We start from the raw sequence: 17,573 nt of genomic DNA, 5'->3' as shown, positions 1-17,573 counted from the left end.
TATATGAAGAATATTGCAATCATCTTTTCCGTATTGTGCATCCAGCTGTGGAACGCCCAAAATGTTTATCTGACCAAGGTTGAAAAAACAAATGACAACCCGGATAAATTCTTTTATAAAAAAGAAGCCGCCACTGCAGATGCTGTTTACTTAGGAGAAGTAGAAGTACAGGGTTTTTCAAAAGATGATGCACTTATATTTTCTTTAGTCTATAAAAAAGCAAAAGAGATCGGTGCCAATACCTTTGAATTAAAACCTTTTGAAAATGTAGATGGGACAGCTCAGTCATTCAACGCCGCCAATTATAAGATTGCTTTATATTATACACCTAAAGAAAAGTTAGCAGCCCAGCATGGCGAGATGTACATATTTGCCTCCTCGGAAAAAAATCAGAAAATCAGCATCAATCGTAAAGACTATATTATCTCTCCAAGATCATTTTTAAAATTAAAAGTTGTTCCCGGAGAAATCTATGCTATTTCAACCAAGAAACTTTTAGGTTCTACTATCAAAGTTCAGCCAAAAGCAAATGATGATAACCTATACTTTCAGGTTTCCTCTTTAAAAGTAAAGCCGGACAACTCAGGAGTAGGAGGTTTGAATCTTAAATCCGGCGATATTATTGGCCTGGAAAAGTCTTATGCCGAATTTTTGAGCGCTATTTACAAAGAAAGCAATCCTTAAGAAATAGGTTTTAGCAGTATTATTACTGGTTTTACTTTCGGTAGATTTAAATTGAGAACATTTGTTTAAAATTTTTGATCCTTTGTTTCAGTAGTTTAGGGTTAAATATTACGGAAAGGTAAAATTTATGTTAAATAAACTTGTTTTGCGTTGCAAGAAGTTGTTATCTTTGCCCCACTGAAAACGAGAGTACATCAGTAGCGCAGAAGAGCTTTTAGATAAGCTAAGACATTAAGATACTTCAAAAAGAGACGGACGAAAAAACTTCAAAACTTTTATTAAAAAAAGTTGCGGGTTAAAAAAGAGTTTGTATCTTTGCAGTCCCAAATAAAGGGAGCGCAGGAGTAGGGTGATTAAGGTTAAGAAAGGAATTAAGGTTACTTAAAAAAACTTTAAAATTTTCTTTCAAAACATTTGGTCATTAAGAAATAAAGTTTTACTTTTGCACTCGCAAATACGGAGCGACACTGACAGAGAAGATTGCTACGTTAAAAAGCGAAAGATATAAAGATCATTGACATACAATATAACAACCAAGTAAGGAAAAACTAAAGCGTTAAAAAACTTTGAGTGAGTCAGACAAACATACAATGGAGAGTTTGATCCTGGCTCAGGATGAACGCTAGCGGGAGGCCTAACACATGCAAGCCGAGCGGTAGAGATCTTTCGGGATCTTGAGAGCGGCGTACGGGTGCGGAACACGTGTGCAACCTGCCTTTATCTGGGGGATAGCCTTTCGAAAGGAAGATTAATACCCCATAATATTTTTGATGGCATCATTAGAAATTGAAAACTCCGGTGGATAGAGATGGGCACGCGCAAGATTAGATAGTTGGTGAGGTAACGGCTCACCAAGTCTACGATCTTTAGGGGGCCTGAGAGGGTGATCCCCCACACTGGTACTGAGACACGGACCAGACTCCTACGGGAGGCAGCAGTGAGGAATATTGGACAATGGGTGAGAGCCTGATCCAGCCATCCCGCGTGAAGGACGACGGCCCTATGGGTTGTAAACTTCTTTTGTATAGGGATAAACCTACTCTCGTGAGAGTAGCTGAAGGTACTATACGAATAAGCACCGGCTAACTCCGTGCCAGCAGCCGCGGTAATACGGAGGGTGCAAGCGTTATCCGGATTTATTGGGTTTAAAGGGTCCGTAGGCGGATCTGTAAGTCAGTGGTGAAATCTCACAGCTTAACTGTGAAACTGCCATTGATACTGCAGGTCTTGAGTGTTATTGAAGTAGCTGGAATAAGTAGTGTAGCGGTGAAATGCATAGATATTACTTAGAACACCAATTGCGAAGGCAGGTTACTAAGCAACAACTGACGCTGATGGACGAAAGCGTGGGGAGCGAACAGGATTAGATACCCTGGTAGTCCACGCCGTAAACGATGCTAACTCGTTTTTGGTTTTTCGGAATCAGAGACTAAGCGAAAGTGATAAGTTAGCCACCTGGGGAGTACGTTCGCAAGAATGAAACTCAAAGGAATTGACGGGGGCCCGCACAAGCGGTGGATTATGTGGTTTAATTCGATGATACGCGAGGAACCTTACCAAGGCTTAAATGGGAAATGACAGGTTTAGAAATAGACTTTTCTTCGGACATTTTTCAAGGTGCTGCATGGTTGTCGTCAGCTCGTGCCGTGAGGTGTTAGGTTAAGTCCTGCAACGAGCGCAACCCCTGTCACTAGTTGCCATCATTAAGTTGGGGACTCTAGTGAGACTGCCTACGCAAGTAGAGAGGAAGGTGGGGATGACGTCAAATCATCACGGCCCTTACGCCTTGGGCCACACACGTAATACAATGGCCGGTACAGAGGGCAGCTACACAGCGATGTGATGCAAATCTCGAAAGCCGGTCTCAGTTCGGATTGGAGTCTGCAACTCGACTCTATGAAGCTGGAATCGCTAGTAATCGCGCATCAGCCATGGCGCGGTGAATACGTTCCCGGGCCTTGTACACACCGCCCGTCAAGCCATGGAAGTCTGGGGTACCTGAAGTCGGTGACCGTAACAGGAGCTGCCTAGGGTAAAACAGGTAACTAGGGCTAAGTCGTAACAAGGTAGCCGTACCGGAAGGTGCGGCTGGAACATCTCATTTTAGAGCGTCTTATGACGATAAACAAAATTAGTATCGTAAGATACAAAGTACTTACTTCAAAGTAAAGCTTTAGTTTTTTGTTTGGTTGGTTATATTAAAAATACAAAACCCACTAGAAATTAGTAAAGGGATTGAGAGAGACAAAGAAGAGAGAGTTTAGAGAAGAGACGCGGGTCAATTATCTATCAGTCTATCCTCTTTACGTCTAAGAGACAGTCTCGTAGCTCAGCTGGTTAGAGCGCTACACTGATAATGTAGAGGTCGGCAGTTCGAGCCTGCCCGAGACTACTAATTAATGCGGCTGGCAAATAGCTTATAGCTGATGGCAATAGAGCCAATAGCGAGAAGCAAGAAGCCAACAGCAACTAGAGGGGGAATTAGCTCAGCTGGCTAGAGCGCCTGCCTTGCACGCAGGAGGTCAAGGGTTCGACTCCCTTATTCTCCACAGTTTTGGAAGATTGATTTAAAAGTTACGGATGGAGCCAAAAACAACATCTGTTCATCAATTGGACAAGAAGACATTAAGATCATTGACATTAACGGTAAAGACATCACAAAGAGAAAACCGAGCGCATAAAGCGCTTGAGTAACCAATAGGAAAGAAATCGTTAAGGGCGTATGGCGGATGCCTAGGCTTTCAGAGGCGAAGAAGGACGTGGTAAGCTGCGAAAAGCTGCGGGGATTGGCACACACGAATTGATCCGCAGATGTCCGAATGGGGCAACCCAATACATTGAAGATGTATTACCTCGTAAGAGGAGCAAACCCGGAGAACTGAAACATCTAAGTACCCGGAGGAAAAGAAATCGAAGAGATTCCGTAAGTAGTGGCGAGCGAAAGCGGATTAGCCCAAAAGCTGATATATGTTTAATAGAATGTTCTGGAAAGAACGGCCATAGAGGGTGATAGCCCCGTATATGAAAGGCATATTTGAGTGATAAATGAGTAGGGCGGGACACGTGAAATCCTGTCTGAATATGGGGGGACCATCCTCCAAGGCTAAATACTCCTGAAAGACCGATAGTGAACAAGTACTGTGAAGGAAAGGTGAAAAGCACTTCGAATAGAAGGGTGAAATAGAACCTGAAACCGTACGCCTACAAGCGGTCGGAGCAGCGTAATGCTGTGACGGCGTGCCTTTTGCATAATGAGCCTACGAGTTAATTTTACTAGCGAGGTTAAGGTATTAAGTACCGGAGCCGGAGCGAAAGCGAGTCTGAATAGGGCGCATAGTTAGTAGGATTAGACGCGAAACCTTGTGATCTACCCATGGGCAGGTTGAAGCTCTGGTAACACAGAGTGGAGGACCGAACCGGTTGACGTTGAAAAGTCTTCGGATGACCTGTGGGTAGGGGTGAAAGGCCAATCAAACTGGGAGATAGCTCGTACTCTCCGAAATGCATTTAGGTGCAGCGTCGTATATAAGTTTATTAGAGGTAGAGCTACTGATTGGATGCGGGGGTTTCATCGCCTACCAATTCCTGACAAACTCCGAATGCTAATAAATGTTCTACGGCAGTGAGGGCATGGGTGCTAAGGTCCATGTCCGAGAGGGAAAGAACCCAGACCAACAGCTAAGGTCCCAAAATATATGTTAAGTTGAAGCAACGCGGTTGGACTGCATTGACAGCTAGGATGTTGGCTTGGAAGCAGCCATTCATTTAAAGAGTGCGTAACAGCTCACTAGTCGAGCGGTCCGGCATGGATAATAATCGGGCATAAACATATTACCGAAGCTATGGATTTATATTTTAGATATATCTGGTAGGAGAGCATTCTATTTGCGCCGAAGCAGTATCGTGAGGTATTGTGGAGCGGATAGAAAAGAAAATGTAGGCATAAGTAACGATAAAGCAGGCGAGAAACCTGCTCACCGAAAGACCAAGGCTTCCTCAGCCATGCTAATCAGCTGAGGGTTAGTCGGGACCTAACGCGAACCCGAAAGGGGTAGTGGATGGACAATGGGTTAATATTCCCATACTTGCTCACACTAAAAAGGGGACGGTTGGATGTAGCTGCTAAAGACTGACGGAATAGTCAAGGCCTAGCCTTCGGGCGAAGCTGCTGTAGTGTAATCTGATCCAAGAAAAGCCGAAGTGAAGCAACCCGTACCAAAACCGACACAGGTGGTCGAGGAGAGAATCCTAAGGTGCTCGAGTGAGTCGTGGCTAAGGAACTAGGCAAAATAGTCTCGTAACTTCGGAAGAAGAGACGCCATCAGCAATGGTGGCCGCAGTGAAGAGGCCCAGGCGACTGTTTATCAAAAACACAGGACTCTGCTAAATCGAAAGATGCTGTATAGGGTCTGACACCTGCCCGGTGCTGGAAGGTTAAGGAAGGTGCTTAGGGTTAAACCGAAGGCATTAACTGAAGCCCCAGTAAACGGCGGCCGTAACTATAACGGTCCTAAGGTAGCGAAATTCCTTGTCGGGTAAGTTCCGACCTGCACGAATGGTGTAACGATCTGGGCACTGTCTCAGCCACGAGCTCGGTGAAATTGTAGTATCGGTGAAGATGCCGATTACCCGCAATGGGACGAAAAGACCCTGTGAACCTTTACTATAACTTCGTATTGACTTTGAGTAAGTAATGTGTAGGATAGGTGGGAGGCTTTGAAGCTTGCACGCTAGTGTAGGTGGAGCCAACGTTGAAATACCACCCTTTACTTACTTGGAGCCTAACTTCTTTTAGAAGGACATTGCGTGGTGGGTAGTTTGACTGGGGTGGTCGCCTCCAAAAGAGTAACGGAGGCTTTCAAAGGTACCCTCAGCACGCTTGGTAACCGTGCGTAGAGTGTAATGGCATAAGGGTGCTTGACTGTGAGACCTACAAGTCGATCAGGTGCGAAAGCAGGACATAGTGATCCGGTGGTTCCGTATGGAAGGGCCATCGCTCATAGGATAAAAGGTACTCCGGGGATAACAGGCTAGTCTCCCCCAAGAGCTCACATCGACGGGGAGGTTCGGCACCTCGATGTCGGCTCGTCACATCCTGGGGCTGGAGAAGGTCCCAAGGGTTGGGCTGTTCGCCCATTAAAGTGGCACGCGAGCTGGGTTCAGAACGTCGTGAGACAGTTCGGTCTCTATCTATTGCGGGCGTTAGATGTTTGAGAGGGCTTGATTCTAGTACGAGAGGACCGAATTGAACAAACCTCTGGTGTATCAGTTGTACCGCCAGGTGCACCGCTGAGTAGCTACGTTTGGAAGAGATAAGCACTGAAAGCATATAAGTGCGAAACTCGCCTCAAGATGAGACATCTTTTAAGGGTCGTTGTAGATGACGACGTTGATAGGCTACAGGTGTAAAGACAGTAATGTCATAGCCGAGTAGTACTAATTACCCGTAGATTTATAGCCTTTGGTTGCTATATCAAATTATTAAATAATAAATACGACAAGTACTTTATGCGCAGTGAAGGTTTTGTCTTTGTGAAAGTTTTTATCGCTTAAAAATGCAATTGGCGACTAGCGGTTAGCGAATGGCAAATAGCCAAGAGCCAGCAGCAAATAGCCAGATGCTATATACCTTCTTTAGGGTGGTTTTAGCGGTGGGGCTCACCTGTTCCCATTCCGAACACAGAAGTTAAGCCCACCAGCGCCGATGGTACTGCGAAAGCGGGAGAGTAGGCCGCCGCCAGTTTTTATTTTATTTTTAAAAATCCTTTATCTTATGATAAAGGATTTTTTTTTGCTTTATACCCAACTCAAACATAAGCAATGAGTAATCAGTAATCAGCAATCGGCAGTAAGTAATGAACAGTCAATAATGATTTTGATTGTTTGCTGTTGCTATCCAATCCAAATCATACATTGCATTGATCACTTATTACTTATCATTCAGAGCACATACTATCTTGTCACTCCGCAGGAGTCCGAATAATCCATTTTAAATTCTATCATCAAACATATTTTACAATATCAAATCGTCTGAATTAAATGAAACTGTGGTATATTTTCCCTTTGAAACCTTCACGTTAATAAATGTGGCTGGATTCCTACGGAATGACATAGTTAGGAATATTAAAACTCACGATTTAGAGTTGATCACTTATCATTCACAGTACATACTCCTTTATCATTCTATAAGAGTCTAAACAATTCCATTATTTTCTTCAACTCAATCCCCACAAAGTACTAGATTTATACTATAGCTCATCTAAGTTTAAATTTTACTTAATCATTTAAGTATCAAAATCTTTAATCTCATATTAATGATTTAATATGTTGATATTAAAAAGATTTGGTTGCTTTTATTAATGTATTTAACATAAATAATTAATGATTGCATATTAATTTAATAAGAATTACGTTTATTTGTTGAAATATCTTGTGATATTATTAAATATATACCAAATCTAATTTTTATGAAAAAAACCATTTTTAAGGTTGGACTGCTCCAATCCTTATTCTTTTTCGGTGGATTGTATGCACAAAGCGATTCAACTAAAGCGTCAAAGATTGACGAAGTAGTTGTTACAGCTTATGGTGTAAAAAAAGAAAAAAAAGCGCTTGGATATTCTTTCCAGGATGTGAAAGGCCAAACACTTGTCGATGCTAAAGAAAATAACATAACTAATGCATTAGCAGGTAAGGTTGCCGGATTACAAGTTATTAAAGGAGGTTTTGGACCTGGTTCTTCTTCCAAAATTAATCTGCGGGGGTTTAATTCTTTTACAGGAGATAATCAGCCCCTTATTGTAGTGGATGGAATTCCGTTAAGTAATAGCTTAGGGTCAAAGGTTAAGCAGAATGGAAAAGACTCTAATAACGATTTCTGGAATCCGGATCTTGATATGGGTAATGGTTTAAGTGATATCAATCCCGATGACATTGAAAGCCTTTCCGTTTTAAAAGGTGGTGCTGCTTCTGCTCTTTATGGTTCCAGAGGTGGAAACGGAGTTATTTTGATTACTACAAAAACCGGCAAAAGAAAAGGAGGATTAGGAATTACATATTCTACAAGCTTAGGCTTTGAAAATATTTTTATGAAACCTGATTTGCAGCATAGTTTCGCACAAGGAAGTAATGGGTTGGTCAATCCACCAGGGACCGACAATACAACTTCATGGGGACCCGCTTTTGAAGGATCAAACATGACGGTCCATGATAACTTAAAAAACTTTTTTAAGACAGGAACTACCGCACAGCATACATTGAGCTTTCAGGAGAATATAGGTGAAGGATCAAGCTTGTACACTTCTGCTAATTATTTAAACAATAATAACCAGATTCCGAACTCAAAATATGAGAGGTTCAATTTTATGGCAAAAATGAATTCTAACTTTGGGGCTAATAAAAGATGGACTACTGAGGTGAAAGCTCAATATATGAGTGTTAAAGGTACAAACAGACCTTCTGCAGGACAGGGTGATGGTAATTACTACCCAAGAATCCTTCTGATGCCTCAAAATATTGATGTAAGAGATTACCGTGAGGGACAGATGCAAAATGGAGTAACGTCGCGCTGGATAACCTCCAATGGAGTTAATCCTTATTGGACAGCTTATAATGCATTGAACGCTGATAAAAAAGACAGGTTTTTATTAAACGGTTATCTTAAATATCAATTTAATAACTGGTTGAGCGCAGATGTGAGGCTAGGGACAGATTTCTATTCTTTAAACAATGATGCAAGGGTTTGGACGGGATCTGGCCGTAATAATTCTTACTCTACCGGTCAGGAAAAGTTTTATGAGAATAATTATATTATAAGTCTTAATGCTAAAAAAGATAATATTGTTGGTAAATGGGGAGGATCACTTTCTGTCTATGGGCAAATGATGGAAAGCAGGGATAAGGCACTATACTTTTCCACACAAAATCTTATTCTTCCCAATGTTTTCAGCACATCTAATACGAGTGATCTTGCTTCTGTTACGACGACTGAAGTTGATATGTGGAAAAAAATTAATTCAGTATTTGCTGCTGCTGAAATTAATTATGACGGATATTGGTTTCTGAATGCTACGGCAAGAAATGATTGGTCTTCTACTTTGAATATCAATAACAGGTCTTATTTTTATTCTTCCGTGAGTACTTCACTAGTTTTGACAGATATGCTGAAAAAATTAAATGGTACAACTTTAAATGCCTTAACATTTGCTAAGCTCCGTGCAGCTTACGCTGTTGTGGGTAACTCTTTACCTCCTCAAAGCTTAAACAACACATATATCGCTTCCACTGATCCAAACGGACATATTGTACTTGCAAGAAATAAAATACTTTTTAATCCGGATTTACATGCGGAAAAGCTTAAAACTTTTGAAGTCGGTGCAGACATGAAGTTTTTTGACAGAGTGTCTCTGGATATAAGTTATTTTAATAATAATGCTACTGATCAGCTTATAGCTATTCCGATAAATCCACTTTCCGGATATGAAAGAATGATGATTAATTCAGGAGGGCTGCATAACAAAGGGTTTGAATTCGTATTGAATACGGATATTTTTAAGAAGGAAAGTTTTGTGTGGAATGTCAATGCCAATTTTTCAACCCTAAAAAGTAACATCGATAAAATTGATGGTATTGTTTCAAAATACCCTTTATCAGGTTTTGATAACGTTGCTTTTTTTGCAGAAGTAGGAAAACCTTACGGAGCGATTTATGGAACAAAATTCTTAAGAGTAGAAGATACGAGCAGCCCTCATTACGGAAAGCTTATTGTGGATCAAAATGGATTACCGCAGGCTACTTCTGATCAATATTATCTGGGAGATCAAACGCCGAGAGCTTTGTTTGGTTTTACAAACAGCTTTGTTTATAAAAATATTGGACTTTCATTTTTAATTGACGGAAGAATCGGAGGTAAATTTTTCTCTGCTACACAAGCTGCATTACAAGCGAATGGACTTGCTGCAGACACTGCCCCCGGAGGAAGACGTGATAATATGATTTTGGATGCAGTAGTACAAGGAAATAGCGGTTACACAACAAATACCAAAGAAATTACTCAACAGGATTATTGGGGAGCTGTAACATCTGGAAATTTAGGAATTACAGAACAAAATATTTATGATGCTACCAATATTCGTTTAAGAAATATTCAGCTGACCTACAGTTTCCCTAAAAGTATTTTCCAGAAACTAGCCTTACAGAGCGCTAAGGTTGCTTTTACGGCAAATAACGTATGGATGATCTATAGCAAAGCAAAAGGAATTGATCCGGAATCTGTATTCGCAATTAATTCTAATGCTACAGGATTTGAAAACCTTGCTTTTCCTACTTCAAGATCTTATTTATTTACAATCACTTTAGGCTTTTAATTAACAACTGAAACAATGAAAAAATATATATTATCATTTTTTACGATTGGTTTACTATGTACTTCATGTAATGATTTTGAAGACATCAATAATAACCCGTTTGCCGTAGACGCTAGTAAGGCAGAACCTGAATATTTCTTAAATAATTCAATTCTCGGTGCTCAGCAGGATCCTAATATCGCAGAACGTGTTTTTGTTTTATACTGGAAAACGGCAGCCAGACAGCATTTATCAACGGGAATTGCAGGGGGAACTTACGACGATTCCTGGACTTCCGAATACTGGAAATACGTTTCAGATTGGCTGAATAATGCGAATGCGGCCATTCAATTGGCTAATGAAAAAAAAGCGGCCGGGCAGGGAAAACCTTATTATAATAATGTCATTCAGATTTCCAGAATCTGGAGAGCTTATTTAATGAGTGAATTTTCGGATAATTTCGGACCTCAACCTATTCAGGCTTTTCAGGGAACGAATCCTACTTTCAATTCTGAAAAAGAAGTGTATTATTTTATTTTGGAAGAATTAAAAGATGCAGTCGCAAAAATGGAGACAACCCAAGGAGTACCATCCAATGCTAATGCCTATGATATGGTGTATGGTTTTAACTGGACTCAGTGGGTTAAATATGCCAATTCTATGAGGATGAGAATTGCCATGAGAATTGCCGAAGTAGATCCTTCAAAAGCAAAAACAGAATTTGAAGCAGCGGCTAATTCAAATATGTTTATCGCTACAAGTGCAGATAATTTTAAAGTGGCTGAAAAACCGGGATGGGATGCATTAACAGGTGTAATGTCCAGAGAATGGAACTCTCAAATTTTATCAGCAACCCTTAATAATTTATACATTGGCTTGGGAGGAGTAAATTCTACAGACCAATTACCAGCGGCTCAACATGCACAGGTAAAGGCATCTGATTATATTGGTATAAAATATGATCAACAGTTCACTACAATGACCAATGACCCAAGTGCAGGCTACTGGTTGGACGGATTACCTAATAAAATCGACCCAAGAGCATATAAAACATTCTATATTCCGGGGGATCTTACAAGCCCGGTTTACTCATTGTATCCGACGTATACCAATCAAGCAACTACAAATCACGGAGATCTTACGTTTGAAGACAATTCTAAAATAACAATAAATACCGTAAATACCTGGAATGCCTATACCATTGGAAACTGGGGAGTAAAAGGACAGAGAAACGGCTTAAGAAATGTAGTAGGATGTATGCCGGCATTGGGTAAGCAGTATCGGGAAAGTAAAAATTCAAGAATATTTTTTGCAAGCTGGGAAACTTATTTCCTTTTGGCGGAAGCTGCACTGAAAGGCTGGTCAGTTCCGATGGGTGATGAAGCTGCCTATAACAAGGGAATTCAGGAAAGTTTTGCTTATAATGGAGTTTCACAATTCTATGGTCAGTATATTGCTTCAACAGATTATAACCGTGATGGTACTTCTGTTTCTTATAGTCATATTACAGAACCGGGAGTAAGTCACACGATGAAATATAAAGATCCTGTAAGTGGGAATTTAGTTTCTGTTGAAATTAAATATCCTGTGAATACCATTTATAAGAATGGATCGGTAAAGAATGATAAACTGACAAAAATTATTACCCAGAAATATATTGCCAATATGCCTTGGTTGCCATTAGAATCCTGGAGTGATCAGAGGAGACTCGGGCTGCCGTTTTTTGAAAACCCAGCCATTGAAGCTCCATTGCCCAATCTTCCTAATCTGAGTTCAGGAAACTATATGACGAATTCTATTCAGAATTTCCCTCAGAGATTAAGATATCCAAGTACCTTCAGAAATACGGATCAGTCCGGATATGATAAAGCTGTACAATTACTTGGCGGTGCAGATGCTGTACTGACTCCTCTTTGGTGGGCCAAACATTAATTAAGTTTAAATAATAAAAAAGCAATCCTTTTCTGATTTTGAAAAGGATTGTTTTTATAAATACAAATTGACTGAACATCTCATTAGATGGATTGTTCAATTAATTATGATAAGTATCCGGATGGCTTTGGAATATTTTTAATTTGCTCCAATTGTGAAAACTAGCTGTGTATTATAGGTGGTTGCAGGAACGATTACAGAAACTCCACTTATTTGCAGTTGAGTATTAATACCTGTGTATGATACACTGTTGCCTAGTCCCAGAACTCCGGTAAAATTGATTGTAAAAAATGCTGTATCCACAGCTTGTGGTATTTCTACGTAAGTTGTTCCTCCGTTTATTGTTGCTGTACAAAGAACACAGAGTCCACTGATAGTGGCACTTCCACCGCTTCTTTTGGCATAAAGGTGCAGATTGCTGTTCCAGGTTGTAGGGGTGTGATGTACACTCACTCTGGCAGCCCCGCTGGTAAGAAGGTTTAAAAATGATCCGGGTAAATTTCCGGAAAGTGTTATCAAATTGGTAACGCTTTCATAAGTTCCGGCATAGTTTGTTCCGGCTTCTGTAATGGTGGGTACACTTACAGTCCAATTACTACCGCCAACATTTATAGTTTGCGCTCCAAGACAGCAGCCAATTGCTAGAAAGATGCTGCTTACATATTTTTTTAAACGGATTTCTCTGAAAAAACAACTATTGATTTTCATTTTTCAATTTTATTCTGTGATGGTATAGGTAACTACAATAGCAGTATTAGCCTGTGCAATTAAATTAGCATAGGTATTGGTTGTTAGAGAAATAGTGAGAGCATGGCCATTATTAGCGCCATTTCCTGTGTAGGCACCTCCAATCCCACTGATAATAGTAGTGGCAGTTGTGGATAATGTAACTATTCCTGCAGAAGTTCCCAATGTTCCTCCTCCTGCTCCGGAAGCGGCTGCAGCCTGTAATCTTATATTAACCCCTGCAATAACTTTATTCACAGAGGCTGTAATTTTTCTGGTAAGACCTCCGGGTGCAATCGCAGAAGTATAGTTGACCCATTTTGAAGTATTGGGGGTGGGGTTACCAAGGGCATTTCCTGCTTCAGTAGGGGCTGTAAAGTTAAGCGCAAAACTTCCTGTAGGCTCAATATCCATTAAAGTAACAATAGGTAAGGTCATCGTGACAGTAGTCTGAGAATACAATAATCCAGACAAAACAAAAGTCACTAATAACAATAGGGAACGGATCAAAATCATTTTTTCTTTTTTATTTCATTATAGCTTACCTTTAGGGATTCCTGCTGATATTTTATTTCTATTTGCTGCTTGACAATATGAATGTTTAATTTTTTGGTTTCGGAAGGGGCAAGCGTAAACTGAAATTTATCGTTCGAGACTTTATAACGTTTATCAAGACCATTGCGGTAAACTTTAACAGTCCAGTCTCCGGGCCTTAGATAAGTAAAATCAAAATCTTCACCTATAAAACAAATTTTACGATAGGTCTGGTCCTTACCTGTAGCTTCTATAATAATACTTTCTTTTTTCTTTTTCTTAGCAAGCAGCTCAGTAAGTCCGGTCTGATCTTTATCTTCTGTTTCTACAAACTGAATATGGCCTTGAACATTAGCTGCAGTCGTTAACCCGAAATTAAAAGTGTTTTCCTTATTACTCAGAGAAAGGGCTGCGGGAAGAGCTAAGGTGGGAATATCATTGATCTCTGTTGTTGAACGGTCGATTTCCAGAAAATAATTTCCGGGAATCACATTTTTGAATACATAATTTCCTTCCTGATCGGTAACTGAAAGATAGCTTCCCAGCATTAATCTTACCCCTTCTGTCTTTTTTATCCCAAGATTGCTGATATTTCCGGATAACGAAATATATTCAGCAGTTTTCTGTACCGGAACATTGGGACGCCAGGTATAGCGCATCGAAAATATAAAATCTTTATCCCCGATTTCTCCTCTCTGTAGTGAATACCTGCCGGAAAGATCAATTTCATTTCCGGGAAACAGCTGCTGGTGGAAGAGAAGTTCAAATAAATTTCTGTCTTTAAAATACTCTTCCGGCATATAATTGTTCTGATAAAAAATACTTAAAGTAGTCTTATCAGAAAAACGGCTGTAAATTCTTGCTCCGTAATAGAGCTGTTTCTGATTCTGCAACTGGTATCTTGAGCTTATAGCGTAGCTTCCGAATACATTAAAATAGGTTCTGAATTTTTGAAATGAAAGATTGGCAGAATAAAAACTTGAATTACCGCTAAATCCTGTCAGGTAATTGTCTGTTTTACCGAACTGCCCTGCGATATTCACCTGAAACATTCCGAGCTGCTGATCAATACTCACTTTGAAAAAACGTTCATAGTAATCAAACTGTTTTGGTTCTAAGCGGTCCTGATACTTTTGATACCCGCTATTAAGGATAACAGATCCATTTGATAGGTATTTATATTGTATTCCATATTGCAGATATTGTCTGTAAGGAGCGGCTAAAAACAGCGTATCTCTCTGGAAATTTTTAACATCCTGTGTATAGTTGACAAAAGCATTGAGCTTTCTTGAAATTTTGTAGCTAACATTCCCGTTAAAGGTATTTGTATTCGTAAAATATCCTGCAAATTCCGGACTTGCTTTTACATACATTAAACTTCCGTTGAACTTTTCAAAAATAGCATCAGCCTGAAGCATATAAGCTGTTCCATCCGTTTTTTTTGTGTTGCTGTATGCTAATTCTCCGGAAATATTAATGTTTCTTGATATATTGAATTTTCCCTTCGCATAAGGAAGATGTGCATCAGAATCCAGCCTTATATCTCCGTATCGGATTTCCTCTTTTCTTGGAGTTTTGTAAAGGTACCCAACGGTAAGTTCTGATTCTTTTCTGATTTTGAAGGCGGAATAAATATTAAATTCATCCTTAATATCTCTGAAAAACCTGGGACGATTATAGAAACCACCCAGACTCACTTTATTGAAATCATACCGGACTTCTGCACCGCGTCCATATCTTGCAAACTCCGTTAAATAAGATGAAGAATACGTTTTATCACCCAAATGAATAAAGAAGTTGTCCCGTTTATAGTTCACAAAATATTCTTCATATTGGGTAAAGGTATTGAGATCTACAGGGTTGTGGGTAACTGCCCGAAATTCAACCTGGTTTTTGTTGTCTTTATCCAGAGTTCCTTTACCGTAAATTTCTCCCTGAAAGCCATCATTATAAACCCCCATATTCTGCATTCCTATGAAAGATAATGAAAGGGCAACAGGAAGTCTGTGATAAATGTCGTTTTCAGAAGGTTTTACGGATATAATCTGAGTGCTTGCATACACACTTTGAACTTCCTTAAGATTACCTTTTGAGTATACCGAAAGATTTAGATTTTGAAATTCATTTTGACTGAGTTCAGGGTTGGTTACTTTGTGTATTGTAATGATTTTTGACTCATTGGGCTCTAATACCAATGAGGGCTCATTGTCAAGAATGGCATTTTTACTTTCAAGATGAATATCTTCTGTTACATTACCATTATTTTTTAAAAGAAAAGAAGCCCGGATGGTTTCTCCGGCCCTTACAAACTCTGGAGAATTCAGTGGGGTAAGAGAAATATTTCTGTTTCCTGAAACTGCTATTTCAGATGTTTTTGTAAAGGAGATTCCGTTGCTACGGTCAGTAATATTCAGGGTTACAGAATAATTTCCCTGGCTTGTTTCTGTTGCAATACGTAATGGAACCAGATATGCTGATGTTTCATGGGCAGCAATCTGAAATTCTCCTTTTGCTAAAATGGGTTTAATAGCTGGACTTGAAGTAGAGGCTGATATCTCGTACGTCCTGTTTTCATCCGAATTATTTTCTAATGTAAAAGGAATAGAAGTAGACATTCCCGGTAATATACTATCTTTTTTACTGGACAATCTGTTGGATTGCTGTTGAGAAAAAATAAATATCGGGAATAATAATATGATTATAAATAAAGTCCAAGTTCTAATCATTTTTTACTTCTAATTCCACATTGAGTGCAAATGCATTCTCCTCTTCATCCGTAGCTATTATGGCGGCTTTGTATTTGTCCGGTGGTATTTTACTGATATCGATGTAAAATGTTTTGGAGGTATCAGGCAACAGTCCCATTGTTAAACTGGAATACGTTCCTATTTTTTCACCTGTTTTACGGTTATAGATTTCAATGGCTGTTGTAGGTTTGCAGTAAAGATTACCATTATTGGCTACGGCAATTTTGACGGTTTGTTTCCCTTCCAGTTTTTCTACTTTTACACTTTCAAACTTAAGGTCCGGTTTGGCCTTTTCCGTCTCAAAATCTGTAATGACCTGAATAGCGTAACGTATAACAGAAGTGATGTTTACTCCCGGTTTATTGTCGCTGGGTTTTATATCCTCTACCGGCTCTACAATAATGACACTCCAATAGCTTCCGGGATCTCTGTTTTGATTGGGAACTGTAATCTCATAAAAAACCTCAGTTTTCTCCTTACCTTTCAGGGTAATCAGGTTGGTATTGAGTTTAATCCATTCTCCATTGGTCCGTTTATTTGTACGCAAAGCCGAATAATTGATCGTTCCGTCAGCATGGTAAGCAAAGTCCTGTAAAAATAATTTTACACTCTGAGGATTATTGCTTGTGTTTTCAATGGCTACTTTTCCCTTGTAAACCTTTCCGTTTTCAATTTTGTAAGAATGTGTAAGTCCATTGAGAATCACAATGCCGGCATGTAAAAAGCTAAACTGCAAAATCAAGGTGATCAACAGAAGAATACGCTTTATCATTATGTAAAGTTTGGAGTTAAATGATGAGTAATACAAAAACAGGAAGAAACTGAATGACAACTTCTTCTTGTTTTTGAAACAGAGAATAAAATTTTATTTAAATTCTAATTGTCGGATATCGTATAAGTAACGGTAGCTGCTACAGTTGCTGTTGCCTGTAAATCTGCGTAAGCTGCTACCCCTCCAGGGCCGCTTCCTGCAGCAAGTGCATAGGTAAGATTGTGTCCGTTATTGGCACCATTACCTGTATAAGCACTTCCGATTCCGGAAATAATAGTCTGATCAGCTGCACTTAATGTCAATAGACCTGCAGAAGTTCCTAATGTACCTGCTCCGGATCCGGTAGCTGCTGCTGCCGTTACATGAAGATCAACTCCGGGAATGATAGCATTCATTTTTACACTTACATTACGGGTAGGATCTGCAACAGATTTAATGGATGAATAATTAAGCCATAAAGTAGTGTTGGCTGTTGCTGGAACGATAGGATTTCCTGCTTCAGTAGGTGCTGTAAACCCAAGGGTAATGTTTTTGGTGGCAGATGGTTCAATATCTACCAATGCAACTTCGGGAATAGAAATGGTAACCGTATGGTTATCTGTAGCGAGGTCTTGGGCGCTCAGATTCCCAGATAGAGCCAATGCAAATACAGACATTGCAATAGTTAAATTTAATTTTTTCATGACACTGTTAATTAGTTAAGTGAAGATAATGAAATTCAGTATATGGTGAAAAAAATATACTACATTTTTTATATAAATACTTATTTGTCATACGTAATGCATTATACGTATGAAATAACTCAAAAAAACCTGCGCAATTTTGTACAGGTTT

At 39.6% G+C, this 17,573-nt stretch carries 8 protein-coding genes, 2 tRNA genes and 3 rRNA genes; 8 read left to right on the top strand and 5 right to left on the bottom strand.

From position 1 onward, the window contains the following. Window positions 1-3: 3 nt before the first annotated feature. The 8 genes from DYR29_RS13470 (at window position 4) to DYR29_RS13435 (ending at window position 11,960) form a co-directional block, all read left to right on the top strand. Entirely contained in the window at window positions 4-684 is a 681-nt protein-coding gene (locus tag DYR29_RS13470; RefSeq protein ID WP_213277283.1) for a hypothetical protein, read from the top strand. A 587-nt stretch (window positions 685-1,271) separates the two neighbouring features. Continuing rightward, window positions 1,272-2,788 (top strand): 16S ribosomal RNA (locus DYR29_RS13465). Between the two features lie 214 nt (window positions 2,789-3,002). Beyond that, window positions 3,003-3,076 (top strand) — tRNA-Ile (locus DYR29_RS13460). A gap of 83 nt (window positions 3,077-3,159) precedes the next feature. Beyond that, window positions 3,160-3,233, top strand: a tRNA-Ala gene (locus DYR29_RS13455). Window positions 3,234-3,386: 153 nt separating this feature from the next. Beyond that, window positions 3,387-6,144 (top strand): 23S ribosomal RNA (locus DYR29_RS13450). A gap of 175 nt (window positions 6,145-6,319) precedes the next feature. Next, a 5S ribosomal RNA gene (gene rrf, locus DYR29_RS13445) occupies window positions 6,320-6,427 on the top strand. The 16S, 23S and 5S rRNA genes sit together here with 2 tRNA genes alongside, the layout of an rRNA operon. A 724-nt stretch (window positions 6,428-7,151) precedes the next feature. Continuing rightward, complete coding sequence (locus DYR29_RS13440; protein ID WP_213277282.1) at window positions 7,152-10,049, top strand: SusC/RagA family TonB-linked outer membrane protein; 2,898 nt, start codon at window positions 7,152-7,154, stop codon at window positions 10,047-10,049. 15 nt (window positions 10,050-10,064) lie between these two features. Beyond that, window positions 10,065-11,960, top strand: a complete 1,896-nt coding sequence (locus DYR29_RS13435; protein WP_213277281.1) for a SusD/RagB family nutrient-binding outer membrane lipoprotein — start codon at window positions 10,065-10,067, stop codon at window positions 11,958-11,960. A 138-nt stretch (window positions 11,961-12,098) separates the two neighbouring features. On the opposite strand, the gene DYR29_RS13430 is transcribed toward DYR29_RS13435, so the two are convergent. From DYR29_RS13430 to DYR29_RS13410, 5 genes are all read right to left on the bottom strand, one after another. Continuing rightward, window positions 12,099-12,668 carry a hypothetical protein gene (locus DYR29_RS13430; RefSeq protein ID WP_213277280.1) on the bottom strand — a complete coding sequence of 190 codons (570 nt, stop codon included), beginning with the start codon at window positions 12,666-12,668 and terminating at the stop codon, window positions 12,099-12,101. Between the two features lie 9 nt (window positions 12,669-12,677). Continuing rightward, complete coding sequence (locus DYR29_RS13425) at window positions 12,678-13,202, bottom strand: hypothetical protein (RefSeq protein ID WP_213277279.1); 525 nt, start codon at window positions 13,200-13,202, stop codon at window positions 12,678-12,680. Then, on the bottom strand, window positions 13,199-15,946 hold the full coding sequence (locus DYR29_RS13420; protein WP_213277278.1) for a hypothetical protein: 2,748 nt from the start codon (window positions 15,944-15,946) through the stop codon (window positions 13,199-13,201). The genes DYR29_RS13425 and DYR29_RS13420 overlap by 4 nt, the downstream gene beginning before the upstream one ends. Beyond that, window positions 15,939-16,739, bottom strand: coding sequence for a WxL protein host-binding domain-containing protein (locus tag DYR29_RS13415; RefSeq protein WP_213277277.1), 801 nt, complete (start codon window positions 16,737-16,739; stop codon window positions 15,939-15,941). Before DYR29_RS13415 ends, DYR29_RS13420 begins: the two co-directional genes overlap by 8 nt. A 104-nt stretch (window positions 16,740-16,843) precedes the next feature. Continuing rightward, on the bottom strand, window positions 16,844-17,422 hold the full coding sequence (locus DYR29_RS13410) for a hypothetical protein (RefSeq protein ID WP_213277276.1): 579 nt from the start codon (window positions 17,420-17,422) through the stop codon (window positions 16,844-16,846). Window positions 17,423-17,573: the final 151 nt, after the last annotated feature.

Origin of the sequence: Chryseobacterium indologenes, from assembly GCF_018362995.1 — a bacterium.
In the GTDB taxonomy this organism is placed as follows: Bacteria; Bacteroidota; Bacteroidia; order Flavobacteriales; family Weeksellaceae; genus Chryseobacterium; species Chryseobacterium indologenes_G.
Note: the sequence above shows the minus strand (reverse complement) of the source record. Positions and strands in the feature narration are given on the sequence as shown.